Annotated in this window: 32 protein-coding genes; 22 read left to right on the forward strand and 10 right to left on the reverse strand. The window is 64.8% G+C overall.

The window, feature by feature from the left end:
• Positions 1 to 174 precede the first annotated feature (174 nt).
• The 3 genes from FG93_RS31695 (at position 175) to FG93_RS06315 (ending at position 1,453) form a co-directional block, all read left to right on the forward strand.
• A complete protein-coding gene (locus FG93_RS31695; protein WP_244448517.1) occupies positions 175 to 543 on the forward strand; it encodes a hypothetical protein in 369 nt (122 codons plus the stop codon).
• Positions 544 to 660: 117 nt separating this feature from the next.
• Entirely contained in the window at positions 661 to 1,089 is a 429-nt protein-coding gene (locus tag FG93_RS06310) for an Hsp20 family protein (RefSeq protein WP_043233104.1), read from the forward strand.
• 97 nt (positions 1,090 to 1,186) lie between these two features.
• On the forward strand, positions 1,187 to 1,453 hold the full coding sequence (locus tag FG93_RS06315; RefSeq protein WP_043233070.1) for a DUF1150 domain-containing protein: 267 nt from the start codon (positions 1,187 to 1,189) through the stop codon (positions 1,451 to 1,453).
• A gap of 10 nt (positions 1,454 to 1,463) precedes the next feature.
• On the opposite strand, the gene FG93_RS06320 is transcribed toward FG93_RS06315, so the two are convergent.
• The gene (locus tag FG93_RS06320) at positions 1,464 to 2,237 is read right to left on the reverse strand and encodes a carboxylesterase (RefSeq protein ID WP_043233072.1); all 774 of its coding nucleotides are present in this window, start codon (positions 2,235 to 2,237) and stop codon (positions 1,464 to 1,466) included.
• Between the two features lie 112 nt (positions 2,238 to 2,349).
• Between FG93_RS06320 and FG93_RS06325 the strand changes: the two genes are divergently transcribed.
• Both FG93_RS06325 and infC read left to right on the forward strand, forming a co-directional pair.
• Complete coding sequence (locus tag FG93_RS06325; RefSeq protein WP_043233073.1) at positions 2,350 to 3,567, forward strand: glycosyltransferase family 4 protein; 1,218 nt, start codon at positions 2,350 to 2,352, stop codon at positions 3,565 to 3,567.
• A 106-nt stretch (positions 3,568 to 3,673) separates the two neighbouring features.
• Positions 3,674 to 4,216, forward strand: a complete 543-nt coding sequence (gene infC, locus FG93_RS06330) for a translation initiation factor IF-3 (RefSeq protein ID WP_043233074.1) — start codon at positions 3,674 to 3,676, stop codon at positions 4,214 to 4,216.
• Positions 4,217 to 4,400: 184 nt separating this feature from the next.
• On the opposite strand, the gene FG93_RS06335 is transcribed toward infC, so the two are convergent.
• Both FG93_RS06335 and FG93_RS06340 read right to left on the reverse strand, forming a co-directional pair.
• Complete coding sequence (locus FG93_RS06335; RefSeq protein WP_043233106.1) at positions 4,401 to 4,694, reverse strand: GYD domain-containing protein; 294 nt, start codon at positions 4,692 to 4,694, stop codon at positions 4,401 to 4,403.
• A gap of 185 nt (positions 4,695 to 4,879) precedes the next feature.
• Positions 4,880 to 5,485 carry a TetR/AcrR family transcriptional regulator gene (locus tag FG93_RS06340; protein WP_043233076.1) on the reverse strand — a complete coding sequence of 202 codons (606 nt, stop codon included), beginning with the start codon at positions 5,483 to 5,485 and terminating at the stop codon, positions 4,880 to 4,882.
• A 117-nt stretch (positions 5,486 to 5,602) separates the two neighbouring features.
• Here FG93_RS06340 and FG93_RS06345 point away from each other — a divergent pair, with 117 nt between their 5' ends.
• Positions 5,603 to 6,826, forward strand: a complete 1,224-nt coding sequence (locus FG93_RS06345) for an MFS transporter (protein ID WP_043233078.1) — start codon at positions 5,603 to 5,605, stop codon at positions 6,824 to 6,826.
• Between the two features lie 141 nt (positions 6,827 to 6,967).
• Here FG93_RS06345 and FG93_RS06350 read toward each other — a convergent pair whose 3' ends face one another.
• Positions 6,968 to 7,963, reverse strand: coding sequence for an aldo/keto reductase (locus FG93_RS06350; RefSeq protein ID WP_043233107.1), 996 nt, complete (start codon positions 7,961 to 7,963; stop codon positions 6,968 to 6,970).
• A gap of 96 nt (positions 7,964 to 8,059) precedes the next feature.
• On the opposite strand from FG93_RS06350, the gene FG93_RS06355 reads away from it, so the two are divergent.
• The 4 genes from FG93_RS06355 to rplT all read left to right on the forward strand — a co-directional run bounded on the left by FG93_RS06355 (position 8,060) and on the right by rplT (position 10,200).
• Positions 8,060 to 8,953 (forward strand): LysR family transcriptional regulator, encoded by an 894-nt coding sequence (locus FG93_RS06355; protein WP_043233079.1) that lies wholly within the window; start codon positions 8,060 to 8,062, stop codon positions 8,951 to 8,953.
• A gap of 59 nt (positions 8,954 to 9,012) precedes the next feature.
• Positions 9,013 to 9,384, forward strand: a complete 372-nt coding sequence (locus tag FG93_RS06360) for a VOC family protein (protein ID WP_152579337.1) — start codon at positions 9,013 to 9,015, stop codon at positions 9,382 to 9,384.
• Positions 9,385 to 9,596: 212 nt separating this feature from the next.
• Positions 9,597 to 9,797, forward strand: a complete 201-nt coding sequence (gene rpmI, locus FG93_RS06365) for a 50S ribosomal protein L35 (protein WP_043233081.1) — start codon at positions 9,597 to 9,599, stop codon at positions 9,795 to 9,797.
• Between the two features lie 28 nt (positions 9,798 to 9,825).
• Positions 9,826 to 10,200, forward strand: a complete 375-nt coding sequence (gene rplT / locus FG93_RS06370) for a 50S ribosomal protein L20 (RefSeq protein ID WP_043233082.1) — start codon at positions 9,826 to 9,828, stop codon at positions 10,198 to 10,200.
• A 59-nt stretch (positions 10,201 to 10,259) separates the two neighbouring features.
• Here rplT and FG93_RS06375 read toward each other — a convergent pair whose 3' ends face one another.
• The 5 genes from FG93_RS06375 to FG93_RS06395 form a co-directional block, all read right to left on the reverse strand.
• Positions 10,260 to 11,021, reverse strand: coding sequence for a TIGR00730 family Rossman fold protein (locus FG93_RS06375; RefSeq protein ID WP_244448518.1), 762 nt, complete (start codon positions 11,019 to 11,021; stop codon positions 10,260 to 10,262).
• 164 nt (positions 11,022 to 11,185) lie between these two features.
• On the reverse strand, positions 11,186 to 11,782 hold the full coding sequence (locus tag FG93_RS06380; protein ID WP_043233083.1) for an SCO family protein: 597 nt from the start codon (positions 11,780 to 11,782) through the stop codon (positions 11,186 to 11,188).
• Entirely contained in the window at positions 11,779 to 11,967 is a 189-nt protein-coding gene (locus FG93_RS32825) for a hypothetical protein (RefSeq protein ID WP_161783782.1), read from the reverse strand. The genes FG93_RS06380 and FG93_RS32825 overlap by 4 nt, the downstream gene beginning before the upstream one ends.
• A 9-nt stretch (positions 11,968 to 11,976) precedes the next feature.
• The gene (locus tag FG93_RS06390; RefSeq protein WP_152579338.1) at positions 11,977 to 12,294 is read right to left on the reverse strand and encodes a hypothetical protein; all 318 of its coding nucleotides are present in this window, start codon (positions 12,292 to 12,294) and stop codon (positions 11,977 to 11,979) included.
• A 3-nt stretch (positions 12,295 to 12,297) separates the two neighbouring features.
• On the reverse strand, positions 12,298 to 12,732 hold the full coding sequence (locus tag FG93_RS06395) for a hypothetical protein (protein WP_043233088.1): 435 nt from the start codon (positions 12,730 to 12,732) through the stop codon (positions 12,298 to 12,300).
• Positions 12,733 to 12,860: 128 nt separating this feature from the next.
• Here FG93_RS06395 and pheS point away from each other — a divergent pair, with 128 nt between their 5' ends.
• The 7 genes from pheS to FG93_RS06430 all read left to right on the forward strand — a co-directional run bounded on the left by pheS (position 12,861) and on the right by FG93_RS06430 (position 21,207).
• A complete protein-coding gene (pheS, locus tag FG93_RS06400) occupies positions 12,861 to 13,943 on the forward strand; it encodes a phenylalanine--tRNA ligase subunit alpha (RefSeq protein ID WP_043233090.1) in 1,083 nt (360 codons plus the stop codon).
• A gap of 28 nt (positions 13,944 to 13,971) precedes the next feature.
• Entirely contained in the window at positions 13,972 to 15,159 is a 1,188-nt protein-coding gene (locus FG93_RS06405) for a ceramide glucosyltransferase (protein WP_052513431.1), read from the forward strand.
• Positions 15,160 to 15,167: 8 nt separating this feature from the next.
• Positions 15,168 to 15,578, forward strand: coding sequence for an ASCH domain-containing protein (locus FG93_RS06410; protein ID WP_043233113.1), 411 nt, complete (start codon positions 15,168 to 15,170; stop codon positions 15,576 to 15,578).
• Positions 15,575 to 17,998, forward strand: a complete 2,424-nt coding sequence (gene pheT, locus FG93_RS06415; RefSeq protein WP_043233092.1) for a phenylalanine--tRNA ligase subunit beta — start codon at positions 15,575 to 15,577, stop codon at positions 17,996 to 17,998. Before FG93_RS06410 ends, pheT begins: the two co-directional genes overlap by 4 nt.
• Positions 17,999 to 18,239: 241 nt before the next feature.
• A complete protein-coding gene (locus tag FG93_RS06420) occupies positions 18,240 to 19,151 on the forward strand; it encodes an alpha/beta fold hydrolase (RefSeq protein ID WP_043233093.1) in 912 nt (303 codons plus the stop codon).
• A complete protein-coding gene (locus tag FG93_RS06425; protein WP_043233095.1) occupies positions 19,148 to 20,227 on the forward strand; it encodes a tartrate dehydrogenase in 1,080 nt (359 codons plus the stop codon). Before FG93_RS06420 ends, FG93_RS06425 begins: the two co-directional genes overlap by 4 nt.
• A 239-nt stretch (positions 20,228 to 20,466) precedes the next feature.
• Complete coding sequence (locus FG93_RS06430; protein ID WP_043233096.1) at positions 20,467 to 21,207, forward strand: TerC family protein; 741 nt, start codon at positions 20,467 to 20,469, stop codon at positions 21,205 to 21,207.
• 6 nt (positions 21,208 to 21,213) lie between these two features.
• Here the strand turns inward: FG93_RS06430 and FG93_RS31080 are convergent, their stop codons facing one another.
• Entirely contained in the window at positions 21,214 to 21,822 is a 609-nt protein-coding gene (locus FG93_RS31080; protein ID WP_052513432.1) for a 4'-phosphopantetheinyl transferase superfamily protein, read from the reverse strand.
• Between the two features lie 286 nt (positions 21,823 to 22,108).
• On the opposite strand from FG93_RS31080, the gene FG93_RS06440 reads away from it, so the two are divergent.
• From FG93_RS06440 to FG93_RS06460, 5 genes are all read left to right on the forward strand, one after another.
• Positions 22,109 to 22,840 carry an AzlC family ABC transporter permease gene (locus FG93_RS06440; protein ID WP_052513433.1) on the forward strand — a complete coding sequence of 244 codons (732 nt, stop codon included), beginning with the start codon at positions 22,109 to 22,111 and terminating at the stop codon, positions 22,838 to 22,840.
• Positions 22,827 to 23,144, forward strand: coding sequence for an AzlD family protein (locus tag FG93_RS06445; protein ID WP_043233098.1), 318 nt, complete (start codon positions 22,827 to 22,829; stop codon positions 23,142 to 23,144). The genes FG93_RS06440 and FG93_RS06445 overlap by 14 nt, the downstream gene beginning before the upstream one ends.
• 125 nt (positions 23,145 to 23,269) lie before the next feature.
• Positions 23,270 to 24,136: a branched-chain amino acid aminotransferase gene (locus tag FG93_RS06450; protein WP_043233099.1), complete on the forward strand. Its 867-nt coding sequence runs from the start codon at positions 23,270 to 23,272 to the stop codon at positions 24,134 to 24,136.
• 5 nt (positions 24,137 to 24,141) lie between these two features.
• Positions 24,142 to 25,122, forward strand: a complete 981-nt coding sequence (locus FG93_RS06455) for a nitronate monooxygenase family protein (RefSeq protein ID WP_043233101.1) — start codon at positions 24,142 to 24,144, stop codon at positions 25,120 to 25,122.
• A gap of 173 nt (positions 25,123 to 25,295) precedes the next feature.
• On the forward strand, positions 25,296 to 25,470 hold a 175-nt coding region (locus FG93_RS06460; RefSeq protein ID WP_043233102.1), incomplete at its 3' end, for a transposase.

A 25,470-nucleotide genomic window follows, 5' to 3' on the forward strand; every position in this document is an offset into this window, starting at 1 on the left:
CATCCCGCAACGACGAAGCCCAAAGCTCCAGCGTCGTCTCGATCGAGGCACCCGTCATCCATGATCTCCGAATCATGGTGACCGATGGATTCAGAGACCCACAATAAGCGCAACTGTAATGTTAGCCTAGCATCGACCCTCATTCTCAATCTCTGGGCAATGAAGGAACGAACCATGCGCAGCCTCGCCTTTGCTACCGCAGCTTTCATCGCCTGCGCCGCATCCGGTGCAAATGCACAGGTTGAACTGAAAACCTACGCCGACGCGAACGGTTACATCGATGTCCAGAAGCTGACTTGCAGTCAGCTGGCCGGTACTTTCCAGGAGGACGCCGACCTCCTGACGACCTGGTATAGCGGCAGTGACGGTCATCAAGGCGATCGGCCTGGTGTTCGACAGGATGCGCAAGGAGCGTGGCATCGTTCTCGCCAAATGACGCAGGGACGAACCGGCGGCTCTGATCGTTTTCGCGCTGCGTTGCGGCTTGGCCGAGCGATGGCCTATCCGGGATGCGCTTGTGGGTTGAGCTTTCGACGGTCTTGAACCCGTTGCTGGCGATTGCCATATCACCATCAAGCGGAAGGGCTTCGCCTTCCGCCTGCGGGGCGCTGCGCCAGTGGGCTCCGATTGATCGATGAGGCGCCTTTCGAGGGCTTCTGCATGACGCGTACGCCTAGCCTGTCCCATCCTTTCCTGCTCGGGTTCGATGATATCGAACGTGCGCTGGACCGGGTCGCGAAAGGCGCAAGCGAAGGATATCCGCCCTACAACATCGAGCGGATGCCACGCACGGAGGATGAGCCGGATCGTCTCCGGATCACGCTTGCCGTGGCAGGGTTCTCGCGCGACCAGCTTGAGATCACGCTGGAGGAGAACCAGCTCACCATTCGCGGCCGACAGAGCGACGACAAGAGCAGGCAGTTCCTGCATCGCGGCATCGCGGCGCGTCAGTTTCAACGCTCCTTTCTGCTGGCTGATGGAATGCAGGTTCTTGGGGCGGACTTGTCGAATGGCCTGCTAGCCATTGATTTGGTCAGGCCGGAACCAGAACGGCTCATCAGGCGTATTGATATTATCAGTCGCGATTGAGCCCAAGGTCGGAACGAAGGCTTCGCGGTTGTGCTTTCGTTCATGATCTGGTGATCAACATAAGAACCGCCATTCGCACTGCTCAAAGGAGGGCGCGATGACTGAAGAAACCACTGTTATTCGCACGCCGCCGCTGACCCAGGCAGAATTCGCAGCACTTGGCACAGGCGAAGTCGCCTATCTCAAGCCGATGAGTTCCGAGGAACTGGTGCGGATCTTTCCGCAGGCTCCGGAAATCGAGCCGGGCCTCAAGCTCTTCGCGCTGCTCTCCGCCGACGGTGCGCCGATCCTGGTAACCGATTCCCGGGAAGCCGCGACCGCCAATGCCTGGGAGCATGACCTTCGGATGGTCAGCCTGCATTGAACTGCGGGCGTCAGGCGGTGGCGATCTCCGCCACCGCAGCCTGCAGTTTCGCAATGTCGGGCGGCGTCGAGAGCCGGTGATCGCCGTCCTTGATCAAGGTCAGCGTCACGGGATCGCCGCTCAGGTGTTCCACCAGCTTCATCGCATGCTGCCAGGGCACATCGGGGTCCTGCATTCCCTGCAGGATATGGACGGGGCAACCCGTCCTGATCTCGCCGCCGAAGAGGAGATGGCTGCGGCCGTCCTCGATCAGGGCCCGCGTGATCGGCGTCGGCTCCGGCGAATAGGCGGATGGGCGCTGCCAGACCCCGTCGCGCAGGATCGTCTCGCGAATCGCCGTCGGCATCTGAGCCCACATCAACTCTTCGGAGAAATCCACGGCGGGCGCGATCAGCACCATGCCGGCGGGAGCGAGCGCGGTGCCCCGCAGTCTCCGGGCGGCGAGCAGCGCAATCCAGCCTCCCATCGACGAGCCGACCAGGACCGGCGGCGTATCGCAGCGCGCGGCGATGACGGCGAGCGTGTCCTCCAGCCAATGGGACAAGGTCCAGCGACTGAAATCTCCACCGGTTTCGCCATGTCCGGAATAGTCGAAGCGCAGGAAGGCGTGCCCGCTGCGGCTTGCCCATTCGGCGAGCGCGTCAGCCTTGGTTGCGCGCATGTCGGAACGAAAGCCGCCGAGCCAGAGCACGGGATTTCCCGTTCCCGGCTGTTCCAGAACGGCGATCCGGCGGCCTTCCGCGCCATTGCCGACATCAAGCCATTGCGGGGCAGGCTGCTCCACCTGAAATCTCCTGTGACGAATCTGTCCTGTCAGGGCATTATAGGCTGGGATCGGTCCTGCGCGTTGTCATACTGTCCGCCTCCGATCCGAGAGATTTTTTGAAACGGTGAACATGTCCTTGCGGTCAGGCGCGCATCCCTCGCTGCCTTCGACGGATAATCATCCCCTGAGCGGGCGGACCATCCTGCAGATCATCCCCGATCTCGAGGCTGGGGGAGCCGAGCGTACGACGGTCGATATTGCCCAGGGGCTGACCGAAGCCGGTGCGCGCGCGCTCGTCGCCACCGAAGGCGGCCGCCTTGTGGCCGAGCTGCAGGCGAAGGGTGGCGTCTGGCTGCCATTCCCGGCTGCTTCGAAGAACCCGGTCAGCATGGCGCTCAACGTGCGCAAGCTCGTGCTGCTCTGCCGCCGGGAGCGCGTCGACCTGATTCATGCCCGCTCGCGCGCGCCGGCCTGGGTTGCGCTTGCCGCAGCGCGTGCGCTCAAGCTGCCCTTCGTCACCACCTATCATGGCTCCTATGCCAGCCGCTCGGCGGTGAAGACGCAGTACAATTCGGTCATGGCGCGCGGCGACGTGGTGATCGCCAATTCCGGTTACACGGCAGAGCTGATCCTGGCGAAGCATGGGTTTGCGCGTGACCGCATCCGCGTCGTCCATCGCGGCACCAATTTCTCGGCCTTCGCGCCGTCCGCGGTCGGGCCCGAGCGGGTCCAGGCCCTGCGTCGCGCCTGGGGCGTCGAACCGCATCAGCGCATCGTGCTCTTGCCCGGCCGACTGACCGGCTGGAAGGGCCATCGCGTGCTGATCGAGGCGGCTCGCCTCCTGCGCGAGGGCGGCGACACCGATACCGCCTTCATCTTTGCCGGCGACCATCAGGGCCGCGACGGCTATGTCAGGGAACTCGATCAGGCCATCGCCAAGGCTGGGCTCGAAGACCAGGTCAAGCGCGTCGGCCATTGCGCCGACATGCCGGCGGCTCTGCTCGCGGCAGCGGTCGTCACCGTGCCCTCGACCGAGCCGGAAGCCTTCGGCCGCGTCGCGGTCGAGGCGCAAGCGATGGGCATTCCGGTCGTGGTCTCCGATCTCGGTGCGGTTCCCGAAACCGTGCTCGCCCCGCCGCAGACGGCTCCTGCCGAGCGCACGGGCTGGCGCGTGCCGCCGGGCGATGCGCCTGCTCTGGCCGCGGGCCTCAAGGAGGCGCTGGCACTGCGTCCCTCGGCGCGCGACGCGCTGGCGCGCCGGGCCCGCCTCCATGTCGAGCAGCACTTCTCGCTCGAGAACATGGTCAGCGAGACCCTCGACGTCTATTGCGCCTTGCTTGGGCGCTAGCTCTGTACTTGAGCGGGTGTTGCCGTGTTTGCATTGACAATGCCCGACTTTATGCAATGTGTCTGATCAACGGTGCCGACAGCACCATTCATAGGAGAATACAGCCATTCGCCGTCCGTTCCGCGCTGCCCCAACCCCGACCAAAGACGGCCCGCGTTCCAACCGCGACATCCGCGGTGTCCGTGAGGTTCAGCTCATTGACGATACCGGCGCCAACCGTGGCGTTGTGTCGTTCTTCGAGGCCCTGAAGATTGCCGAGGATGCCGGTCTCGATCTGGTCGAGATCGCCCCCAATTCAGTGCCTCCGGTTTGCAAGATTCTCGACTACGGCCGCTTCCGCTTTCTGGAGCAGAAGAAGGCTGCCGAGGCGCGCAAGAAGCAGCGCACCATCGAGATCAAGGAGATCAAGCTCCGGCCGGGCATCGACAAGCACGACTACGACGTCAAGATGAAGGCCATGCACGGCTTCTTCGAGGAAGGCGACAAGGTCAAGGTGACCCTGCGCTTCCGCGGTCGCGAAATGGCGCACCAGGACCTCGGTGTGAAAGTGCTCGAGCGGGTCAAGGCTGATCTGGTCGAGGTTGCCAAGGTCGAGAGCGACTGGCAACTCGAAGGGCGCCAGATGGTGATGGTCCTGGCGCCCAAATAGGTCGCCGGGAGCGCCCTGCCTCGGAATCAGGTTGAGACAGGCCCGGCCGCTTCGTCCGGGCCTGTCTCATTTGACGCCTGATGGGTCGTCCTAAAGCATCGGCCCGAAAACTGGATTGCGGTTTTCGGGACAGCCGATGCAAAACACAAGGCATCGGCCCGGAAACGATATCCGGTCCGATGCTTTAGCTGACGGAACGAATGATCTCGCGGTAGGCGGCTTCCGGGAATGCCTTGAGCGTTTGCGTTCGCACATTGCCGAGCATTGCGAGTTGCAGGCAGAAGCGCGCCAGCACGGCATCGTCTGGCGCTTCGCAGACGATGACCATGTCGTATTTCCCCATCGTCATGAAGAAGGCCTTGAAGTCGCCGCCCATGTCGCGCAGCAGCTTCTTGGCCGTGTCGAGGCGGGTGGGCGAATCCTTGACGTTGCGCGCGCCCTGGTCGGTCCAGTTGGTCAGCAGGATATAGGTCGTCATCACGCTTCTCCCTGGCTGGGCCCGGCCCTTGCGTCGGAAGCGTCATGCGGCGGCCCGATCGTCGCCGCTCGGTCTAGGACGGGATGGTGCGCCCATCCTCCGGGCCTCTGGTGCCAGTCTAGCACGACCGTCAGCGGCGCTGCAGGACTTCTCGGCCGGGGAGTCGGCGAGGTGCCGGCAAATCCTCAACCACTCTCGGCAGGGCGAAGCAGCAATCCGTCCAGCATGGCATTGAAGGCCGCGATCGCCCGATGCGAGGCGGTCTGCGGGTTCTCGGCATGGGCGATCCATTGCGCAGCATGCAGCGTCGCCCCGGAGATCAGGCGGGCGGCCGCCTCGGGGTCGAGAGGGAGCAGGATCCTGTCCTCGACAAGGGTCTCGAGACTGGCCGTCATCGAACGGATACAGGCGCTCTGCGTTGGCCAGTTCCAGGGATCGCCGAGAACGGCGGGCCCATCGCGCAGCACGATGCGCTGAATCTCTGGCTCCAGCGCCATCTCGATATAGGCCGTGCACTCGTCGCGGAAGCCGGCCCATGCATCTGCGGCGCTGGCGGAAACGACGCGCAGGCGCTCGTTCATTTCGTCATCGATCTCGGAGATCACGGCCCGGAGCAGGCCCCTCTTGTCACCGAAGTGATGGTAGAGCGCGCCCCGTGTCAGTCCGACGGCCGCGGTCAGCTCATCCATCGAGGCGTCGGCATAGCCCACGGTACCGAAGGCATGGCGCGCAGCGCCGAGAAGCTTGGCCCGCGTCTCGGCGATCATCTCCGTGCGTGATTTGCGAGCCATCCATGTCCCTTTCGCATGCGCGGCGTATGTCAATTGACATGGGTCGCGCTGGCCCCTACTTCCGTCACATACGCTCCGTATGTAAGCGGCGCCGCACAATCTGGAAAGAGGCCCGTCATGGCCAATCCCTATCGCGAGATCTTCAGGGCTCCCGGCGCGATCGCGTTCTCGGCGACGGGCTTCATCGCCCGCATGCCGGTCTCGATGGTGACGCTCGGCATCGTCACGATGCTGTCGCAGGCGCGGGGCGAATACTGGCTGGCAGGGGCGGTCGCGGCGACCTTTGCCTTGTCCAATGCGCTGATCGCGCCTCAGCTCTCCAGGCTGGTCGATCGCTGCGGACAGCGGCGCGTGCTCATTCCGGCAACACTTGCGGCGATTGCAGCGCTGTCCGGCCTGTTGCTGTCGACCCGCTACGAAGCCCCCGTCTGGGCGCTTTTCGTGTTCGCCGTGCTGTCTGGAGTGATGCCGAGCATATCGGCCCTGGTCAGGGCGCGCTGGACCGAGCTCTATCGCGATACGCCGAAGCTGCGGACCGCCTTTGCCTTCGAATCGGTCGTCGACGAGGTCATCTACATGACCGGGCCGGTCATCGCGATCGGGCTGAGTGTATCCTTCTTCCCCGAGGCAGGTCCGCTTGCCGCGATGCTGCTGCTGACCGTCGGAACTGCGTTGTTCGTCGCCCAGCGTGCATCCGAGCCGCCTGTGCATCCGCAGGGGGCGCGCGGCGGTGACTCGGTCATTCGCCTTGCGCCGGTGCGGATCATCGCCTTCATCCTGATCGCGATCGGCACGATCTTCGGGACGGCCGAGGTCACCGCCGTTGCCTTCGCCGAGGCGCAAGGGAACAAGGCTGCCGCCAGTTTCGTCCTGGCGAGCTATGCCGCGGGTTCGCTGATCACGGGAATCGTGTTCGGCGCGCTCAAGCTGCGCATGTCGCTGGCCAGCCAGTTGCTGATTGCGATTGCGCTTGCCGCCGTGACCACACTGCCGCTGCTCGCCATCAACAGCATCGGCAGCCTTGCTGTCGTGCTGTTCCTGGCCGGCGCTGCCGTCTCGCCGACGATCATCGTCTCGATCGGCCTGATCGAGCGCCTCGTCCCGGCCGCGAAACTGACCGAGGGCATCACCTGGGCCATGACCGGCATAGGTATCGGTATGGCGGTCGGCTCTTCCGCCTCGGGCTGGGTGATCGACGGATTTGGCGCGCGCAGCGGCTTCTGGATTTCGGTTGCTGCTGGCGGCGTTGCGCTTGCGACGGCCTTGCTTGGTTATCGCCGCCTGCAGGGTGAGAAGCCGCAGCCCGCTCTGCGTGAGGCCGTAGCCTGCACCAGCCCTTAGGGGCGGAACGCCACAGCGTGCAGAGCCTTTGCAGGGCGGGGCCAGACCATCTGATCATGTGGCCCGTCATCATTGCCTGCGCGAGCGCTCGCGTGATCGGGAGGCGCGCAGGGCGCGCCTCCCGATCACGCCCCGCCTTCGCTAGCCGTCGACCAGGGCGAGCGCGGCGTCGGTGTAGCGTTTGCCCGTCACGTCGGCCGGTGTGAGCGCTTCGCCTATCACAGCCGTTTCGTCGGCGGTCAGGACGATGTCCGCTGCCGCCCTGTTCTGCTCCAGATGGGCACTCTTGCGCGCGCCGGGGATCGGCACGATGAAGTCGCCCTGATGCAGCACCCAGGCCAGTGCAAGCTGCGCGGCGGTGACGTTCTTGCTCGCCGCCAGTCGTTCCAGCCGTTCGACGAGCGCCGCATTGGCCTCCAGCGCCTCGGCCTGGAAGCGTGGCAGGGTCCGGCGCCAGTCCTCGCGGCCAAGCTCGTCGAGGCTCCGAATGGTGCCCGTGAGCAAGCCGCGTCCGAGCGGGCTGTAGGGCACGAAGCCGATTCCAAGCTCGCGGCAGATGGCGAGCACGCTGTCTTCAGGCTCGCGACTCCACAGCGAATATTCGCTCTGGACGGCAGCGATCGGGTGCTCCGCGTGCGCCCTGCGGATCGTCGAGGCATTGGCTTCGGAAAGGCCGAGCGCTCGGACCTTGCCCTCGCGCACAAGGTCGGCCATGGCGCCGACCGTCTCCTCGATCGGCACAGTCGGGTCGACGCGGTGCTGATAGTAGAGATCGATCACGTCGATCCCGAGCCGCTTGAGCGAGGCCTCCGCCACGGCCCTCACATGGGCCGGCCGGCTGTCGAGCCCCGCCATCCGCTCCGGTCCCTTGCCCTCCTCGAGGATCTTGAACCCGAACTTCGTGGCGATCACGACCTGGTCGCGCACAGGCCTGAGAGCCTTGCCCACCAGGACTTCGTTCTCGAATGGACCGTAGACCTCGGCAGTGTCGAAGAAGGTCACTCCGATATCGACGGCGCGCCGCAAGGTGGCGATCGCGGCGCTCTCTTCCTGGCCACCATAGGCGAAGGTCATGCCCATGCAGCCGAGACCGACGGGGAAGACTTCGAGTTCTTGACCAAGCTTGCGCGTTTGCATCACGGGCTCCTCTGCTGTGATCCGATACAGATGAGGCATGCGCCATTGATCGATAATCGCCTGGAAAAAGCACGGCCTGTTCGATAAAATAGATCAATGAACCGCGCCGATCTCCCGCATCTCGCCGTCCTGGCGGCCGTCGCCCGCAATCGGGGGTTCCGTGGCGCGGGCCGCGAGCTCGGTATCGCGCCTTCCGCCGTCAGCCATGCCGTATCTCTGCTGGAGGGCCGGCTCGGCGTGCGCTTGCTCGCCCGCAGTACGCGCAGCGTCGCCCCCACCGAGGCCGGCGCGCAGCTTCTGGAGCGGCTGCTGCCGGCGATGTCGGAGATCGCCCTGGCGCTGGAGGTGGCGGCCGCCTCGCGCGACGAGCCCGCCGGCAATCTTCGTCTCACCGTGCCGCGCACCGCCGCTCATCTGGTGCTGGCGCCGAAGCTCGGCGCCTTTGCCGCGGCCTATCCGGAGATCGTGCTCGAAATCGTCATTGACGACAGGTTCGCCGATGTCGTCGCGGGCGGGTTCGATGCCGGGATCCGGCTCGGCGAGAGCTTGCAGCGCGACATGATCGCCGTTCGCATCGGGCCGCGCATGCGCGGCGTCGCAGTGGCAGCACCATCCTATTTTGCTGGGCGGGACATGCCGCTGACGCCGCACGACCTGCCTGGGCATCGCTGCATCCGCTTCCGCTTCGAAAGCGGTGTGATCTATCGCTGGGAGTTCGAGAAGGACGGCCTCGTCGTCGAACCCGAAGTCACAGGGCCGCTGATCCTGGGCGAGGACCGGCTCGTCCTTCAGGCCGCGCTTGATGGTGCCGGCATCGCGTTCCTGTTCGAGGACTATGTCCGCGATGGGCTCGAGGAGGGCAGGCTGGTGCCTGTCCTGGAAGACTGGTGTCCGCCATTCGACGGGTTCTACCTGTATTACCCGAGCCGCAGGCAGATGCGTCCGGCGCTGCGGGCTTTGGTAGACTTCTTCCGCGCTGATAAGGGATAGGGCGCGGCGCGGTTGCGGGCCCGTTCTGCTCTCTTCCGATCATGACCATGAGGATTCCCGTGACGGGTTCTATTTCGGCTGTTCTGGTTCACGTCTCGGACGTGGCTGCGGGTCTCGCATGGTACCGCAATGCATTTCCCCAGGGCGTTCCGGCGACGAGCCAACCTTCGGGATTCGACTTTCTGCAGATTGGCGAGACGCAGCTTGAAATCGTTCCGGCCGACACGAAGGTGCCCAGCGGCGCCGCCGGCTCGATCGTCTATTGGCGGGTGGAGGATTTCGAGCGTTCGCTTGGCCATTTGCAGGCGGTCGGTGCGATTCTCTATCGTGGCCCGCTGGCCATCGACGGCGATCTGTGGATGTGCCAGGTGCGCGATCCCTGGGGCAATTGCATCGGGATCAGGGGGCCTCGCGCCGGAAAGCAGGACTGATCGGGTTATCGGGGCACCGGACCCGCTCCGGCTCGTCGTGTCGGTTTTTCGGCACGCGCGGCGCCTGCACTTGCCAGCCCCAGGCTTTTCTGTCATATGCGCGCCCTTCGATCGCCCGGCTGATAAGGGCTGCCGTGGCGGTCGTTCTTTGCTTCCAGCAAGCAAAATTGAAGCGGCGCATCTCGCGCGTCCGCGACCATTGAGGAGCTGAAATGCCCAAGATCAAGACGAAGTCGAGCGCCAAAAAGCGCTTCAAGATCACCGGAACCGGCAAGGTGCTCTACGCCCAGGCTGGCAAGCGGCACGGCATGATCAAGCGGACCAACAAGCAGATCCGCAATCACCGCGGCACCGCAACCCTGTTCGAGGGTGATGCGGCCAACGTGAAGAAATACTTCCTGCCGAACGGCTGACGCCCTCTAACCTTTCCGGAGATCACACATGGCTCGCGTGAAACGGGGCGTAACGTCCCACGCCAAGCACAAGAAGACACTCAAGGCCGCCAAGGGTTTCTATGGCCGCCGCAAGAATACGATCCGCGCCGCTAAGGCGGCCGTCGATCGTTCGATGCAGTATGCCTATCGCGACCGCAAGAATCGGAAGCGCTCGTTCCGCGCGCTCTGGATCCAGCGTCTCAACGCTGCGGTGCGTGAGCATGACCTGACGTATTCGGTCTTCATTGGCGGTCTCGCCAAGGCCGGTATCGAACTCGATCGCAAGACGCTGTCGGCGCTGGCCATCGACGACGCAGCCGCCTTTGCGGCCGTGGTCGAGACGGTGAAGGGCGCGCTCGGCGCGGAAGCCAAGGCCGCCTGAGTTTCGCCTCGGCGACGTGAATTGGAAAAGGCCGGCAGCGATGCCGGCCTTTTGCGTTGTCAGGTCTGCATGCTGTCGTTTGCCGGAAGGACCCAGCTCTGGCCGGCACCTTCGACGACACGCTGGTAGGCCTCCTCCGGCGTATCTGCGTAGCAGAACAGCGAAAGATCTTCGGGCCGGATGAACTTTGCCGCCGCCATGGCATCGAGATTGAGCAGGTCACGCCAGAAGGCGCTGTCGTAGAGCACGATCGGCACGGTCGGCATCTTGCCGGTCTGCTTCAGCGTCATGATCTCGAAGAGCTCGTCGAGCGTACCGAACCCGCCGGGAAAGACGACGAGTGCCGCGGCGCGCATTGCCAGGTGCATCTTCCGCATTGCGAAATAATGGAAGCGGAAGGTCAGGTCCGGCGTTGACCACGGGTTCGGCTCCTGCTCGTGCGGCAGCGTGATGTTGAAGCCGATCGAGAGCGCACCCGCTTCCGTCGCGCCGCGGTTGGCTGCCTCCATGATGCCGGGCCCGCCGCCGGTGGCGATGACATGGTGGCGCCCGCTCTTGCCGTCGGTGAGCGCGCCGCCTCGTTCGGAGGCAATGCGGGCGAATTGCCGCGCCGCCTCATACCAGCGGTCTCCTTCCCGCACTCGGGCGGAGCCGAAGACGACGACGGTCGAGACAATGCCGCGCGCACGCAAATGGTCCTCGGCCTTCTGGTATTCGAGCATGAAGCGCACGCCACGTGTCGAATCGCCAAGGATGAAATCGGGGTCGAGCGCCGCCAGGCGGTAGGAGGGGGAATTCTTCTGGGCCTGGCTGTCGGGCATGATGTCTGTCTCCATGATGCCACCTGCATAGCCGCATCCCGGCGGCGCTGTCGCCTGCATCGCTGGCAAGGGGGGTCCGACAGGCGAGGTGCTTGTTCAAGCGAGGTGCTTGTTCAGGCCAGGTACTTGTTCAGGCAAGGTACTTGTTCAGGCCAGGTACTTGTTCAGGCAACGTACTTGTTCAGAACAGCGGCGAGACGTGGCGCGCCGGCATTGTGCGGCAGCAGGGTCAGAAAGCGCCCTTCGCGGTCCATCAGATAGGTGAGGGAGCCGTGATCGACGGCGTACCCCGATGCGCCATGATGCGGCAGCGTGAGCTTGCGGCGATGCACCTTGTAGGCACTGGCGATCGCGGCGATCTCCGCTTCGCTGCCGGTCAGTCCGATCAGGCGCGGATGGAGCGCCGTGACATAGGTCGCCATGACGGCGGGCGTGTCATGGGCCGGATCGACTGTGACGACGAGCGGCGCGAGCCGCTCGGCCAACGGTCCGATGGCATCGAGCGCCTGCGCGATGATCGGAAGATCGATCGGGCAGGTATCGGTACAGCGGGTGAAGCCGAAATAGACCAGCATGAACCGGCCGCGGAAGTCTGTGTCACTCACGCGCTTGCCGGCGTGGTCGGTGAGCGTGAAAGGGCCGCCGAACCGGGTGGCGAGCGGGTCGACCGGGCTGGGGCCGTGTGCAGGCGCTTGTTGCGAGAACGCGTCTGCGGCCGGCAGGACGGTGCCAAGGGCCAGCAGCACCCGCCGCGAGATCATTTCGGCCGAAGTCCCTTGATTCCGTAGGGGCCGTCTTCGGCGATGATGCGGTTCGCATCGGGGTCGGCCCGCCACCATTCGGCCGCCTTGCCGTTGCGGGCCTCCCAGTCGGCCTTGAAGCGTTCGGCCGGAATCCAGGGCTGCGAGGGACCTTCGCGGACAGCCTGCACGAAGAACAATGTCACTGCTGGGTTCTAGATCAGCAGGCCGTCGGCCTCGATCTCCCGGCCGCAATAGCCGATCAGGTCCCTGACCGAACCGGCAAAGTCGATGTTCGATTTCGCGACCAGCCGGAAGGTGCCGTCCGCCAGGGTAAGTCCGAGCTGGCGCTTGCCGCCGCCGCAATCGGGCGTGCAATGGCCCTTGAGATGGCAGAGCGCATCGACGACCCGGCCTCTGAGGATTGTCGCCGTCTCGTGCGGGATGTTCCAGGCCTCGGCCGTGAGCGCTGGTGTCACGGGTATGCCAGCCAGAAGCGCGGCCAAACCCAGCATGTGCCGCAGCATTCGCATCGCTCAGTTCCCGAACGGCTGGATGCCGTGTTCGTCATGGGTCATGGTGATCACGCCCTTGTCGTCGGCGATCCTGTCGACGAGCAGGTACTTCACGCCGTCGCGCTCGAGCAACTCGCCATCGACCGTGACCTCATGCGTGGCAATCCGCGCGACACGCGGATTGGCGGCGCTCTCATCGTCATCGCCGATCTTGAGGATGAGATAGAGATTGCCTGCCGGGTCGCGGATGCTGACCGGGATGCCGCCAAGCGCACACCAGATTGCACACTGGTGATGGGCGGTGCCCCTCGCGAACATCAACCCGCTGATCGTGCACCAGGTATCGCTGATTTCCCCGGTGATCATGACGCGCTGCCCGTCCTGTGCCGCTGCCGGGGCGGCGCTCAGCGTGACGATCAGGAACACCAATGCGCGCCAGTGAGACAGGATTGTCATGATGCTGCGCTCATTTCGGCCAACAGGGTCTCTGCCGTCGCGCCTGCGATGCTTTGCCAGCACGATTGCCCCTAGCATCGCTCAAGATGACACCCTAGAAGATGCCTCGCAATCGGACCAGATCAGGCATGAATGAGATCGATACCCTCAGCGATTCACTTCTTGGTGAGATCGCCGCCGCGCAGGACGAGGCCGCGCTCGAGCAGTTGCGCATCGCTGCGCTCGGCAAGTCGGGCTCGGTGTCCGCGCTGCTGAAGACGCTGGGCGCGATGACGCCGGACGAGCGCAAGGAAAAGGGCCCGCTGATCAACGGCCTGCGCGACAGGGTCCAGGGCGCCATCACCGAGCGCAAGGAAGCGCTGGGACAGGCTGCGCTCGACGCGCGCCTTGCCGCCGAGCGGATCGATGTTTCATTGCCGGTGCGCGAGGGGCCGGAGGCGCGCGGACGTATCCATCCGATCAGCCAGGTCATCGACGAGATCACCACGATCTTCGGCGATATGGGCTTTTCGATCGCGGAAGGTCCCGATGTCGAGACCGACGACCTCAACTTCACCAAGCTGAATTTCCCCGTCGGCCATCCGGCACGGGAGATGCACGACACCTTCTTCTTCGCGCCTGACGCCAATGGCGAGCGCAAGCTGCTGCGCACGCATACCTCCCCGGTGCAGGTGCGCACGATGATCTCGCAGGAGCCGCCGATCCGCGTCGTCTGCCCGGGCCGGACCTACCGTATGGATTCCGACCAGACCCACACGCCGATGTTCCATCAGGTCGAAGGGCTGGTGATCGACAAGAAGGCCAATTTCGGCCACATGAAATGGGTGCTCGAGGAGTTCTGCAAGGCGTTCTTCGAGGTCGACAGCGTCAAGATGCGCTTCCGGCCCTCCTTCTTCCCCTTCACCGAACCGTCGGCCGAAGTGGATATCCAGTGTTCGCGCAAGGGCGGCGAGATCCGCTTCGGCGAGGGCGATGACTGGCTGGAGATTCTTGGCTGCGGCATGGTGCACCCGAATGTGCTGCGCAAGTGCGGCCTCGATCCCGATGTCTATCAGGGCTTCGCCTGGGGCATGGGCATCGACCGTATCGCCATGCTGAAATACGGCATGCCGGACCTGCGCCCCTTCTTCGAGGCCGATATCCGCTGGCTCTCCCATTACGGCTTCCGCCCGCTCGACCTGCCGACCCTGACCGGCGGCCTGACGTCGTGAAGGAGCCGGTCGTGCAGGGGAGGGCGGGATGACACTCGCAGCAGGAGCAGGAGTGTTCGCGGTGCTTGCCGTCGCGCTCAACCTGCTGTGCCTCGCGATCGCCTATTTCCGCCTGCGCCGCCGCGCTTTGGGCTCGGCCTTGCTCGACCAGTGCCCGGCCGTCACGATCGTGCGGCCGGTGCGCGGCATCGAGACCTTCAGCCACGAGACCTTGAGCTCGGGGCTCGTGCTCGATTACCCCCGCTACAGGACGATCTTCTGTGTCGCTGATGGCGACGACCCGATCGTGCCGCTGATCGAGGACCTGATCAGGCGTTTCGCTGACGATCGCGTGCGCCTGATCGTCGGCGATGTCGCCGTCAGTGCCAATCCGAAGCTCAACAACTGCGTCAAGGGCTGGGACGCCGCGGAGACCGACTGGGTCATTCTCGCCGATTCCAACGTGCTGATGCCGAAGGACTATATCCAGCGGATGCTGGCGGCGTGGCGGCCCGCTACCGGGTTGGTCTGCTCGACGCCGGCCGGTTCGCGCCCGCAGGGGTTCTGCGCCGAACTCGAATGCGCCTTCCTCAACACCTTCCAGGCGCGCTGGCAATATGCCGGCGAGGCGCTTGGCTTCGGCTTCGCGCAGGGCAAGTCGATGCTCTGGAACAAGCCCTTTCTCGATTCCAATGGCGGCATCGCCGCGTTGGGGGCAGAGATTGCCGAAGATGCAGCGGCGACCAAGCTGGTGCGCCGGGCCGGCAAGCATGTCCATCTCGTCGGCCAGCCTTTCGAGCAGCCTTTGGGCGAGCGCAGCCTGCGCGACGTGGTGCAGCGCCAGTTCCGCTGGGCCAGGCTGCGCCGGGTGACGTTCCTGCCCTTCTTCGCGCCGGAGATCCTGTCGGGACCGCTGTTGCCGGTGCTGGCGGCGGTCGGCGCGGCGAAGGCTGTCGGGCTTTCGGGCTGGGCTGCGCTGTGTGCGGTGCTGCTGCCCTGGTATGCGGGCGAGATGCTTCTGGCCTATGGAGTCGGCTGGTATCTGTCGTGGCGGATGCCTTTCGCCTTCCTGGCACGCGACATCGTCTTCCCCGGCATCTGGGCCTACGCCTTCGTCGCGGGCGAGGTGACATGGCGCGGCAACGAGATGAAGATCCGGACGGATGGCGAGGACCGATTGAACGATGGCCAGCCCGAGCTGTCCCCGGTCGCGGTTCGGCGGGACGGGACGGCGTGACCATGGGCATGAGCTCGATCCCCGAACGCTATCGTGGCTGCCCGAGCTTCTGCTTCGGCGACAGCCCGGAGCTGGCCTCTGAACTGGCCGCGCTCGTCGTCAGCGGCCGCAAACGCGCGACGGTGAATACGCCGGCCGATCCCGACTGTCCGGAGGTCGGCCAGATATGGATCGTCCTCGATGGCGGCAAGCGCCCCGTCTGCGTCATCGAGACGCTTGAACTGACGATGCGGCGGTTCGACGAGATCGATGCGGAATTCGCCTTCGAGGAAGGCGAGGACGACCGTACACTGGCCTCATGGCGCCAAGCCCATGAAGCCTATTTCCGACGCCTCGGCGTCTTCAGTCCCGACATGACCTTGATTTGCGAACGCTTCCGTCTGGTGGAGGTGCTCGCTCCGATGGACGCACACGCATGAAATTCACGCTCTCCTGGCTCAAAGACCATCTCGACACCACCGATACGGTCGACACCATCACCGAGACCCTGACGCGCGTCGGGCTCGAGGTCGAAGGCGTCGAGGACAGGGCGAAGGCGCTCCAGGCCTTCACCATCGCCTATGTGATCGAGGCCAAGCAGCACCCGAATGCCGACCGGCTGCGTGTTTGCCTGGTCGACACCGGCGCCGGAGAGCCTGTGCAGGTCGTTTGCGGCGCGCCCAACGCGCGCACCGGCATGAAGGGGGTGTTCTCTCCGCCGGGCAGCTATATTCCCGGCAAGGACATCACCCTCGGCAAGGGCGTTATTCGTGGCGTCGAGTCGAACGGCATGCTGGTCTCGGAGGCCGAGCTCCAGCTCTCCGACGATCATGACGGCATCATCGAACTGCCGGAGGATGCTCCGGTCGGGATGCCCTACGCGACCTATGCGAAGCTCGACGACGCCACGATCGAGATCGCGGTCACGCCGAACCGGGCCGATGCGCTCGGCGTCAGCGGTGTCGCGCGCGATCTTGCCGCTGCGGGCCTCGGGACGCTGACCACACCGTCCATCCAGCCGGTGCGTGGCTCGTTCCCATGCCCAGTGAAGGTCACGCTCGACTTTGCCCCCGAGGACAGGAAGCTCTGCCCGGCCTTCGCCTTGCGCCTGATCCGCGGCGTGAAGAACGGCCCGTCGCCGGAATGGTTGCAGGCCCGCCTGCGCGCCATTGGCCTGCGGCCGATCAATACGCTCGTCGACATCACCAATTTCATGACCTTCGACCGCAGCCGGCCGCTCCACGTCTTCGACGCCTCCAAGGTCAGGGGAGATCTCACCGTGCGCCGGGCCAAGGCGGGCGAGGAGATTCTTGCGCTCGACGGACGCACCTACAAGCTGAGCGACGAACAGGTGGTGATCTGCGACGCGCACGGCGTCGAATCGCTCGCCGGCATCATGGGCGGCGAGGCTTCGGGCTGCGACGAGAACACGGTCGATGTCCTGGTCGAGAGCGCGCTCTGGGACCCGCTCAACATCGCCCGCTCGGGCCGCGCGCTCGGCATCAGCTCGGATGCGCGCTATCGTTTCGAGCGCGGCGTCGATCCGGATTTCTGCCGGCCGGGCCTCGATCTCGCCACTGCGATGATCCTCGAGCTCTGCGGCGGCGAAGCCTCCGAAATGATCTTCGAAGGCGAGCTCCCGGAGTCGCGCGGCGCCATCGATTTCCCGTGGTCTGAAGTGAAGCGCCTGACGGGTCTCGACCTGCCGCAGGTCGAGATGAAGCTCGCGCTGACCTCGCTCGGCTTCCATGTCTCGGGCGCGGGCGAGCGGGTGAAGGTCGCGGCGCCGTCCTGGCGCGGCGATGTCGAAGGCAAGGCCGATCTGGTCGAGGAGATCCTGCGCATTGCCGGGCTCGATCGCGTTGCCTCCACGCCGCTGCCGCGCATCAAGGCGGAGGTGGTGAAGCCGGTCCTTACCGTGCTGCAGAAGCGCACCCGCGCCGCCAAGCGCCTGCTTGCCAGCCGCGGCCTGGTCGAGGCCGTGACCTGGTCCTTCATCTCGCATGAGGCGGCCACGCTCTTCGGCGGCGGCTCGCCCAAGCTCGTGCTGGCCAATCCGATCGCCGCCGATCTCTCCGACATGCGGCCCTCGCTGCTGCCGGGGCTGATCCGCTCGGCCCAGGCCAATGCCGCGCGCGGCTTCGGCGATGTCGCATTGTTCGAAGTCGGCCAGGTCTTCTTCAGCGATGAGCCCGAGGGCCAGATGATCGCCGCCGCCGGCCTGCGGCGCGGCACCGCCCGGCTCGAGGGCGTCGGCCGTCATTGGGACGGTGCGGCCGAGCCCGTCGATGCCTTCGATGCCAAGGCCGACGTCATGGCGCTGCTCTCCGGTCTCGGAATCCCTGTCGGCGGCTTGCAGATTGTGGCCGGTGGCCCGGCCTGGGCTCATCCGGGGCGGTCGGCGACATTGCAGTTCGGGCCCAAGGGCGTCATCGGTGCCTTCGGGGAAGTCCATCCCAAGATCCTCAAGGCGCTGGATGTGAAGGGGCCGCTCGTCGCCTTCGAGATCCATCTCGACGGCCTGCCTTTGCCGAAGGCCAGGCCGACCAAGGTCAAGCCGAAGTTGAGCCTCTCCGGCTTCCAGCCGCTGACGCGCGATTTTGCCTTCATCGTCGATGCCAAGATCGCGGCGGGTGACATGATGCGCACGGCGCAGAATGCCGAGCGCACCCTGATCTCGGATGTCTCGGTGTTCGATCTCTATGAGGGCCCGGGCGTCGAGGCCGGCAAGAAATCCGTGGCGCTCGCCGTCACGCTCCAGCCTGCCGAGAAAACGCTGACCGACGTCGAAATCGACGCCGTCGGCAGCAAGATCGTCGCAGAGATGACCAAGCGCTACGGCGCGACCCTGCGGGGCTGATCTCGTCCCGGGAGGTTCGGTTCCCTGGGACCGATATAGGAGGGCGGGAGCGACACAGGGCGCGCCCGCCTTCTGCATTTGGGCGGCTCGGCATTGAGCCGTCTCGGCGCGGGACGTGGAAACGCGCTCGACGCGGTGAGTGAGCTCCGCGTTATTGATCCAGATTGTGTAATAATCCGCCCGCGCAATCCGTGAATAATCGCGCTATCGGCTGCTGATCGTTTCAACGCGTCCTGGCTCTATGACCATCTCCGAACGTCCGGTTGCGGACGGCCTTTTCCCTGGCTTTCGCCTGCTCGACGTCCAGACGTCGGGTGCGCGGATTCGCGTTCGGACTGGCGGAGAGGGGCCGCCTTTGCTGCTGCTGCACGGCTATCCGCAGACGCATGCGCTCTGGCACAAGGTCGCAGACCGGCTGCAGCGGCGTTTTACCCTGGTGTGCGCAGATCTGCGTGGCTATGGCGACAGCGAGAAGCCTGTTTCCGATACCGCTCATCTTGCCTATTCGAAGCGTGCGATGGCGCAGGACATGGTCGAGGTCATGACTGTGCTCGGGCATGATCGGTTCGCCGTCGGGGCGCATGATCGCGGCGCGCGCGTGGCCCATCGCATGGCGCTCGATCATGCCGGCCATCTGACGAGGCTCGCCACGCTCGACATCGCGCCGACGCGCGAGATGTATGCGAATACCACCGACGCCTTCGCCCGTGCCTACTGGCACTGGTTCTTCCTGATCCAGCCCGCGCCCTTTCCCGAGCGCATGATCGGTGCCGACCCCAAAGCCTATTGGATGAAGAAATGCGGGTCCGGCTCGGCCGGGCTGACGCCGTTCGCGCCTGAGGCGCTTGAACATTATCTGCGCTGCTTCGCTGATCCGGCGACGATCCACGCGAGCTGCGAGGATTACCGCGCGGCCGCGACCATCGACCTCCGTCATGATGACGAGGATGATGCCCGCAAGCTTGAGCAGCCCCTGCTGGCGCTCTGGGGCGAGCACGGCGTAATCGGTCGCTGCTTCGACCCGCTGGCGCTCTGGCGCCAGCGTGCACAGAATGTCCAAGGCCGGGCCTTGCCCGGCGGCCATTATTTGGCGGAGGAGATCCCTGATCTCGTCGCTGCCGAATTCACGGCTTTCTTCGGAGAAGACACATGACCGGAACCAATCGCGTCTACCGCATCGCCGTGATCGCCGGCGACGGCATCGGCAAGGAGGTCATGCCCGAAGGTCTGCGGGTGCTCGAAGCGGCGTCGAAGAAGTTCGGCTTCGAACTGCGCTGCGACACCTTCGATTTTTCCTCCTGCGACTACTATGCCAAGCACGGCAAGATGCTGCCCGACGACTGGAAGGACCAGATCGGTGGGCATGACGCGATCTATTTCGGTGCTGTCGGCATGCCGGCGCAGGTGCCGGACCACATCTCACTCTGGGGCTCGCTGCTGCTGTTCCGGCGTGAGTTCGACCAGTATGTCAATCTCCGCCCGGTGCGGCTGATGCCCGGCGTGCCTGGCCCGCTGGCCAATCGCAAGCCAGGCGATATCGATTTCTTTGTCGTGCGCGAGAACACCGAGGGTGAGTATTCCTCGGTCGGCGGGCGCATGTATGCCGGCACCGAGCGCGAGATCGTGCTGCAGGAGACGGTGATGAGCCGCGTCGGCGTCGACCGCGTGCTGAAATACGCCTTCGAACTCGCCCAGCGCCGGCCGCGCAAGAAGCTGACTTCGGCCACCAAGTCGAATGGCATCTCGATCACCATGCCCTACTGGGACGAACGGGTGAAGGAGATGGCGAAGAACTATCCGGACGTTGTGGTCGACCAGTACCATATCGACATCCTGACCGCGCATTTCGTGCTGAATCCCGATCGTTTCGACGTCGTCGTCGCTTCCAACCTGTTCGGTGACATCCTGTCCGATCTCGGGCCGGCCTGCACCGGCACGATCGGCATCGCACCGTCGGGGAACATCAACCCAACCCGTGAATTCCCTTCGCTGTTCGAACCCGTTCACGGCTCGGCACCCGATATCGCTGGCCAGGGCATCGCCAATCCCGTCGGCCAGATCTGGTCAGGCGCCATGATGCTCGACCATCTCGGCGAACGCGAGGCGGCACAGGCGATCGAAGCTGCGATCGAGCGTGCGCTGGGCGACGCACGGACCCGCACGCGCGATCTCGGTGGAACCTTGGGCACCGAGGCAGCCGGCAAGGCAGTCGAGCAGGCGCTGGGCTGAGCAAGAGGGACGCGACTCCAGCCAGAGTATTGGCTAGAAAGCGATCATCTTGCGCCAGAGGCTGCTTCATTCATGGATTCCACCAGTGACCCTGGTTCACATCCCAATTCGGTGCGGCATTGATGCACCAGCTTGAATATCCGGCGGCGATCCTTGGTGCGCTGCTGGTTCTCGGCCTTGGCTATTGGCTGAAATCATGTCGGCCCGAGCCGGCCATTTGATAGAGGACTGACCGCAAAATGGATTTTTCGTCGAGCCAATTCTGGATCTCGCTGCTGCAGATCGTCTGGATCGATCTGCTCTTGTCCGGCGACAACGCGGTGGTGATCGCGCTTGCCGTCCGCTCCCTCCCGGAGAACCAGCGCAAGGTCGGCATCTGGCTCGGCGCGGGGGCTGCGGTCGGCCTGCGTATCCTCTTCGCTCTGGTGGTCACTTATCTGCTGGCCGTGCCCTATCTGAAGGTCGTCGGCGGCCTCCTGCTGTTCTGGATCGCGGTCAAGCTCGCCAAGGGCGAAGAGGAAGCGCATACCGACATCAAGGCTGCGGACAATCTCTGGAAGGCGGTGCGAACCATCGCCATCGCCGATGCTGTGATGTCTCTCGACAACGTCATCGCGATCGCTGGCGCCGCCAAGGGCCATCCTGAGCTCTTCATCTTCGGCTTGCTGCTCTCGATCCCGCTGATCATCATGGGCGCCCAGCTCCTGACCTCGATCATCGAACGTTTCCCGATCCTGATCTGGATTGGCGCGGCGCTGCTCGGCTGGATCGCAGCAGAGATGATTCTGGGTGATATGGCCGTGCTGCAATGGCTGCAGGTGAACATGCCGACCTGGGTCAAGGCGGTCTCGACGGACGTCAACCCGCTCGGCGTGGGGCCTGCGAACATGCCCCATTATGTCAGCGCGGTGATCGGCGCGGCGCTCGTCTGCATCATCGGCTACGCCCTGAAGCGCAAGCCGGTGAACCAGCCCGGCTGAAGCCGTTCAGGCAAGAACGACGATCGCGGCGGCCAGGTCTTCCTGGTCGCCGTTTTTCATGAGGCGGGCGGCGCCGATCCCGATGGAGGGAGCCCCTGCGTCTTCGATCGTGAAGAATCCTTCCGCCAGGAACCTCACGCAGAAGCGTTCGGGCGCGTGTGCAAAGCCCGTGCCCAGTGCCTTCACATAGGCCTCCTTGGCGCTCCAGAGCTGCGCGAAGGCGAGAGGCCTTTCCGCCGCCGGCAAGGCAAGCAGAATGTCCCGTTCGCTGGGGTGCAGAACGGCCAGTGGCGGCTCCGTTCCTTGCTCCACCCGCTCGACATCGATGCCAATCGGTCGCTCGGCAAGGCCCACGGCCACCATGCCTGAGCGCGTCGCGAGAGAAAGATGCAGGCCGTGGCCCGCGGGATGGACGAGATGCGGCCGGCCGCGCTTATCGTGGCCGATCTCTATGGCGGCATGCGGCTGGCCAAGCTGGTGGTCCAGAACGAGCCCTGCCACGTTACGCCTGAGCCGCGCGCGCTCCGCCAGATTGGCCGGCCGCTCGCTGGTCGGGATCAGCCAGGCGGCGGGGAGCATGGAGGCCCTTGTATCAGTCGAGGTCAGCCAGAGCATCGGGGAACCCTAAAGCATCGGGCCGAAAAGTGGATTGCGGTTTTCGGAAAAGCCGATGCAAACACAGAAGCATCGGCCCGAAAAGTGGATTGCGGTTTTCGGGAAAGCCGATGCAAACACAGAAGGTGAGATCATCGGACCGGATACGATATCCGGTCCGATGATCTAGCAGGCGCGGGGTGATCCGTCCCCCTGTTGCTCTGCCTTGCGTCGCCCTGCATGGAGTTCATGCATCGCTGCTGCTTGCGCCCGTTGACGTGAGGCCTGCTTGGTCCTTGGAAGAAGCATGACCTCGTCACCTGAACCACTCCCGAAGGAAGCGCGCGCGCCCGTGACCTGGCGGGGCATGATTCTGGGAGTCCGCAAGATTTCCGTGGTGCTCCCGGGCATCATCGTTTTCGCGGTCGCCTTCGGCGCGGCGGCTGCGGCGAAGGGCTTGAGCCTGCTGGAAACCGTGGTGATGAGCGCGATTGTCTATGCGGGGGTCGCGCAGCTCGTTGCGATGGAACTCTGGCGTCCGGAATGGACCTGGGGAGCGATTGCCGGCCTTGCAGCCGTCACCGCGACGGTCAACGCGCGGATGGTGCTGCAAGGAGCATCGCTTCAGCTCTGGTTCGCGCGTTTTCCACGGGCGCTCAACGCCTTGCACCTGTTCTTCTTCACCGATGCGAACTGGTTGGTCGGAACGCGTTATCATGCCGAGGGTGGGCGCGATCTCGGCGTGCTGATCGGTGGCGGGCTCCTGCTCTGGGTTGTCTGGGTTCTTGCCACCGTGCCGGGATATCTGCTCGGCTCTCTGGTGAGTGACCCGCGACGCTACGGCATCGATCTCGTGATGCCGATCTTCTTCGCAGCGATGATCGTGCCGCTCTGGCGCGGCCGGCGGGCGGCGCGACCCTGGCTGGTTGCGGGCATCGTGGCGCTTGTCACGGCCAAGCTGGTCGATGGCTATGCCTTCATCATCGTTGGAGCGCTCTCTGGCGCGGTCGCGGGAGCGTTCCTCGATGACGCTGCTTGATCTCACGGGCTGGGGAGCCTGGGCAGCCATCGCCGCCATGGCGATCGCCACCTATCTCTGCCGCATCTCCGGCGTGGTGCTGATGGGCTTCATCCCTCTCACCCCGCATGTCCGGCGCGGACTTGCAGCCCTGCCGGGCTCGATCGTCGTCGCAACCGTGCTGCCATTGGTCGAGCGTCTGGGGCTTGCTGCGGCCCTGGCGCTGCTGGCGGCGGTCGGCAGCATGGTGCTGCGCCGAAGCGAGCTCCTGGCACTCGTCGTCGGCATGACGGTGGTTTCGCTCGCCCGCGCCTTCGGCCTGTGATCCATCACCCCGCTGCATTGCTTCCATCACATGACGTCATTGCCGGACGGCCTTCGGCATGTTGACGCGCGCGGCAGGGCGGCAGACGGTGTCGGTCAATAACACTGACAAAATCGAGGATGGTTATGGCTTGGTATTCGCAGACCTGGAGCTGGTTCGAAGGTGAATGGCATGAGGGTAATCCGGGCATCATGGGCCCGCGAACCCATGCCAGCTGGCTGGCTTCGACCGTCTTCGATGGGGCGCGTTATTTCGAGGACAAGGCTCCCGATCTCGACAAGCATGCCGCCCGGGTAAACCGCTCGGCCAATGTGCTCGGCCTGAAGGCGACGATGACGGCTGAGGAGATCATCGCGAAGACCCATGAAGGCGCGAAGAAATTCGCTCCGGGTACCGCGCTCTACGTCAAGCCGATGTACTGGGGTGAGGCCGACGGCCTCTCGACCATCATGGCCGACCCCGAGTCGACCAAGTTCTGCCTCTGCCTCTTCGAGGCGCCGATGCCGGTGCCTTCCAACGGCTTCTCGGTGACGCAGGGCGCCTATCGCCGCCCGACGCTCGAGACCATGCCGACGGACTCGAAGGCCGGCTGCCTCTACCCCAACAATGCCCGCGTCCTGCGCGCCGCCAAGGCTGCCGGCTTCGACAACGCGCTGGTGCTCGACATGCTCGGCAATGTTGCCGAGACCGCGACGTCCAACATCTTCATGGCCAAGGACGGCGTGGTGAAGACCCCGGTCGCGAACGGCACCTTCCTGAACGGCATCACCCGCCAGCGCGTCATCTCGCTGCTGCGCCAGGACGGTATCACGGTCGAGGAGACCAGCCTGCGCTACAGCGATTTCGAGCAGGCCGACGAGATCTTCATCTCCGGCAACTACTCGAAGGTCATGCCGGTTTCCCGGATCGACAACACCGCCCTCCAGCCCGGCCCGTTGTTCCGCAAGGCCCGCGAGCTCTACATGGACTTCGCGCACTCCAAGACTGCGTAGGCACGGTGGCGCACCTCTCCACCCGGCTGACCGAGCGGTTCGGGATCGATCATCCGATCCTGTCCGCGCCGATGGCCTTGGCTGGAGGCGGGGCGTTGGCCGCCGCCGTAACGCGCGCCGGCGGGCTGGGCCTGATCGGTGGCGGTTACGGCGATGATGCCTGGCTCGACCAGCAATTCGCCGCGGCCGGGAATATCCGGACCGGCTGCGGCTTCATCACCTGGTCTCTCGCCAGGCAGCCGCACCTGCTCGGCAAGGTTCTGGAGCACCAGCCTGCTGCGCTGATGCTCTCCTTTGGCGATCCCGCGCCTTTCGCCGGCGAGATCGCGGCGGCCGGCGTGCCGATGATCTGCCAGTGCCAGTCGATTGCTCATGTCCGGCAGGCGCTGGAGGCCGGCGCGGCCGTCATCGTTGCGCAGGGCGCCGAAGCCGGTGGTCACGGTCATGCGCGCGGGACCCTGCCTTTCGTGCCGGAAGTGGCCGATCTGCTGGCGCGCGAAAGCCCTGACACCTTGCTGTTGGCCGCGGGCGGCATCGCCGATGGCCGTGGGCTCGCTGCGGCCCTGATGCTGGGGGCCGACGGCGTTCTGGTCGGCACGCGCTTCTGGGCGAGCCGCGAGGCCCTGGTTCACGCCAAACACCACGCTGTCGCCGTTGCCGCGACGGGTGACGAGACCGTGCGCTCCTCGCTGCCCGACATCGCGCGCCGGCTCGACTGGCCAAGGCCCTTCGATATTCGCGTCAGCGCCAATGCCTTCATCGCGAAATGGGCTGGCCGCGACCGCGAACTCAGGGACGCGATCGAAGCGGAGGCCCCGGCCTACAAGGCGGCTTTCATGGCCGGTGATCCGCAAGGTGCCGCGGTGGTATTCGGCGAGGCCGCCGGGTTGATTTCGGATATCCCGACGGCAGGTGAGATCGTCGAACGCATAGTTGCGGAAGCCGCCGTGCGCATTCGCTCCGGAGCAGCCCGGCTCAGGGTCTGACGAACCGGACGGTCAGATCACTGCGTTTGGACGAAGTCGTCCAAACGCAGAAAACGTGATCGACTCTCATCGTTTAGAGCATGCTTGATGCAAAAAGCCGTGCCACTTTTTCGCAGCATGCTCTAAGGATCGTGGGGATTCACAAAGTGTCAGAGATGTGATTCACCCTTTGGATGGAACGCTACGTTTTGACGGACGCCCAATGGGCGAAGATGGAGCCGCACTGCCTGGGGAAGCCGACCGATCCGGGGCGGAGCGGGAGCGACAATCGCCGGTTCGTGGAAGCGGTTCTGTGGATCGCTCGCACGGGGAGCCCCTGGCGCGACCTGCCTGAGCATTTCGGGAACT

Origin of the sequence: Allobosea sp. LC85 (assembly GCF_000735605.1) — a bacterium.
Lineage (GTDB): Bacteria > Pseudomonadota > Alphaproteobacteria > Rhizobiales > Beijerinckiaceae > Allobosea.

Coding starts and splice junctions, on each gene's coding strand:
- FG93_RS06440 (WP_052513433.1), top strand. CDS start 22,109: ATGACCTCGTCACCTGAACCACTCCCGAAGGAAGCGCGCGCGCCCGTG.
- FG93_RS06390 (WP_152579338.1), bottom strand. CDS start 12,294: ATGCGAATGCTGCGGCACATGCTGGGTTTGGCCGCGCTTCTGGCTGGC.
- FG93_RS06405 (WP_052513431.1), top strand. CDS start 13,972: ATGACACTCGCAGCAGGAGCAGGAGTGTTCGCGGTGCTTGCCGTCGCG.
- FG93_RS06340 (WP_043233076.1), bottom strand. CDS start 5,485: ATGGCTCGCAAATCACGCACGGAGATGATCGCCGAGACGCGGGCCAAG.
- FG93_RS06395 (WP_043233088.1), bottom strand. CDS start 12,732: ATGACAATCCTGTCTCACTGGCGCGCATTGGTGTTCCTGATCGTCACG.
- FG93_RS06410 (WP_043233113.1), top strand. CDS start 15,168: ATGAGCTCGATCCCCGAACGCTATCGTGGCTGCCCGAGCTTCTGCTTC.
- FG93_RS06375 (WP_244448518.1), bottom strand. CDS start 11,021: ATGCCCGACAGCCAGGCCCAGAAGAATTCCCCCTCCTACCGCCTGGCG.
- FG93_RS06315 (WP_043233070.1), top strand. CDS start 1,187: ATGACTGAAGAAACCACTGTTATTCGCACGCCGCCGCTGACCCAGGCA.
- FG93_RS31080 (WP_052513432.1), bottom strand. CDS start 21,822: ATGCTCTGGCTGACCTCGACTGATACAAGGGCCTCCATGCTCCCCGCC.
- FG93_RS06380 (WP_043233083.1), bottom strand. CDS start 11,782: ATGATCTCGCGGCGGGTGCTGCTGGCCCTTGGCACCGTCCTGCCGGCC.
- FG93_RS06355 (WP_043233079.1), top strand. CDS start 8,060: ATGAACCGCGCCGATCTCCCGCATCTCGCCGTCCTGGCGGCCGTCGCC.
- FG93_RS31695 (WP_244448517.1), top strand. CDS start 175: ATGCGCAGCCTCGCCTTTGCTACCGCAGCTTTCATCGCCTGCGCCGCA.
- FG93_RS06445 (WP_043233098.1), top strand. CDS start 22,827: ATGACGCTGCTTGATCTCACGGGCTGGGGAGCCTGGGCAGCCATCGCC.
- FG93_RS06430 (WP_043233096.1), top strand. CDS start 20,467: ATGGATTTTTCGTCGAGCCAATTCTGGATCTCGCTGCTGCAGATCGTC.
- rpmI (WP_043233081.1), top strand. CDS start 9,597: ATGCCCAAGATCAAGACGAAGTCGAGCGCCAAAAAGCGCTTCAAGATC.
- pheS (WP_043233090.1), top strand. CDS start 12,861: ATGAATGAGATCGATACCCTCAGCGATTCACTTCTTGGTGAGATCGCC.
- FG93_RS06425 (WP_043233095.1), top strand. CDS start 19,148: ATGACCGGAACCAATCGCGTCTACCGCATCGCCGTGATCGCCGGCGAC.
- FG93_RS06450 (WP_043233099.1), top strand. CDS start 23,270: ATGGCTTGGTATTCGCAGACCTGGAGCTGGTTCGAAGGTGAATGGCAT.
- FG93_RS06350 (WP_043233107.1), bottom strand. CDS start 7,963: ATGCAAACGCGCAAGCTTGGTCAAGAACTCGAAGTCTTCCCCGTCGGT.
- FG93_RS06345 (WP_043233078.1), top strand. CDS start 5,603: ATGGCCAATCCCTATCGCGAGATCTTCAGGGCTCCCGGCGCGATCGCG.
- pheT (WP_043233092.1), top strand. CDS start 15,575: ATGAAATTCACGCTCTCCTGGCTCAAAGACCATCTCGACACCACCGAT.
- FG93_RS06420 (WP_043233093.1), top strand. CDS start 18,240: ATGACCATCTCCGAACGTCCGGTTGCGGACGGCCTTTTCCCTGGCTTT.
- rplT (WP_043233082.1), top strand. CDS start 9,826: ATGGCTCGCGTGAAACGGGGCGTAACGTCCCACGCCAAGCACAAGAAG.
- FG93_RS06335 (WP_043233106.1), bottom strand. CDS start 4,694: ATGACGACCTATATCCTGCTGACCAACTGGACCGACCAGGGCGCGCGC.
- FG93_RS06310 (WP_043233104.1), top strand. CDS start 661: ATGACGCGTACGCCTAGCCTGTCCCATCCTTTCCTGCTCGGGTTCGAT.
- FG93_RS06325 (WP_043233073.1), top strand. CDS start 2,350: ATGTCCTTGCGGTCAGGCGCGCATCCCTCGCTGCCTTCGACGGATAAT.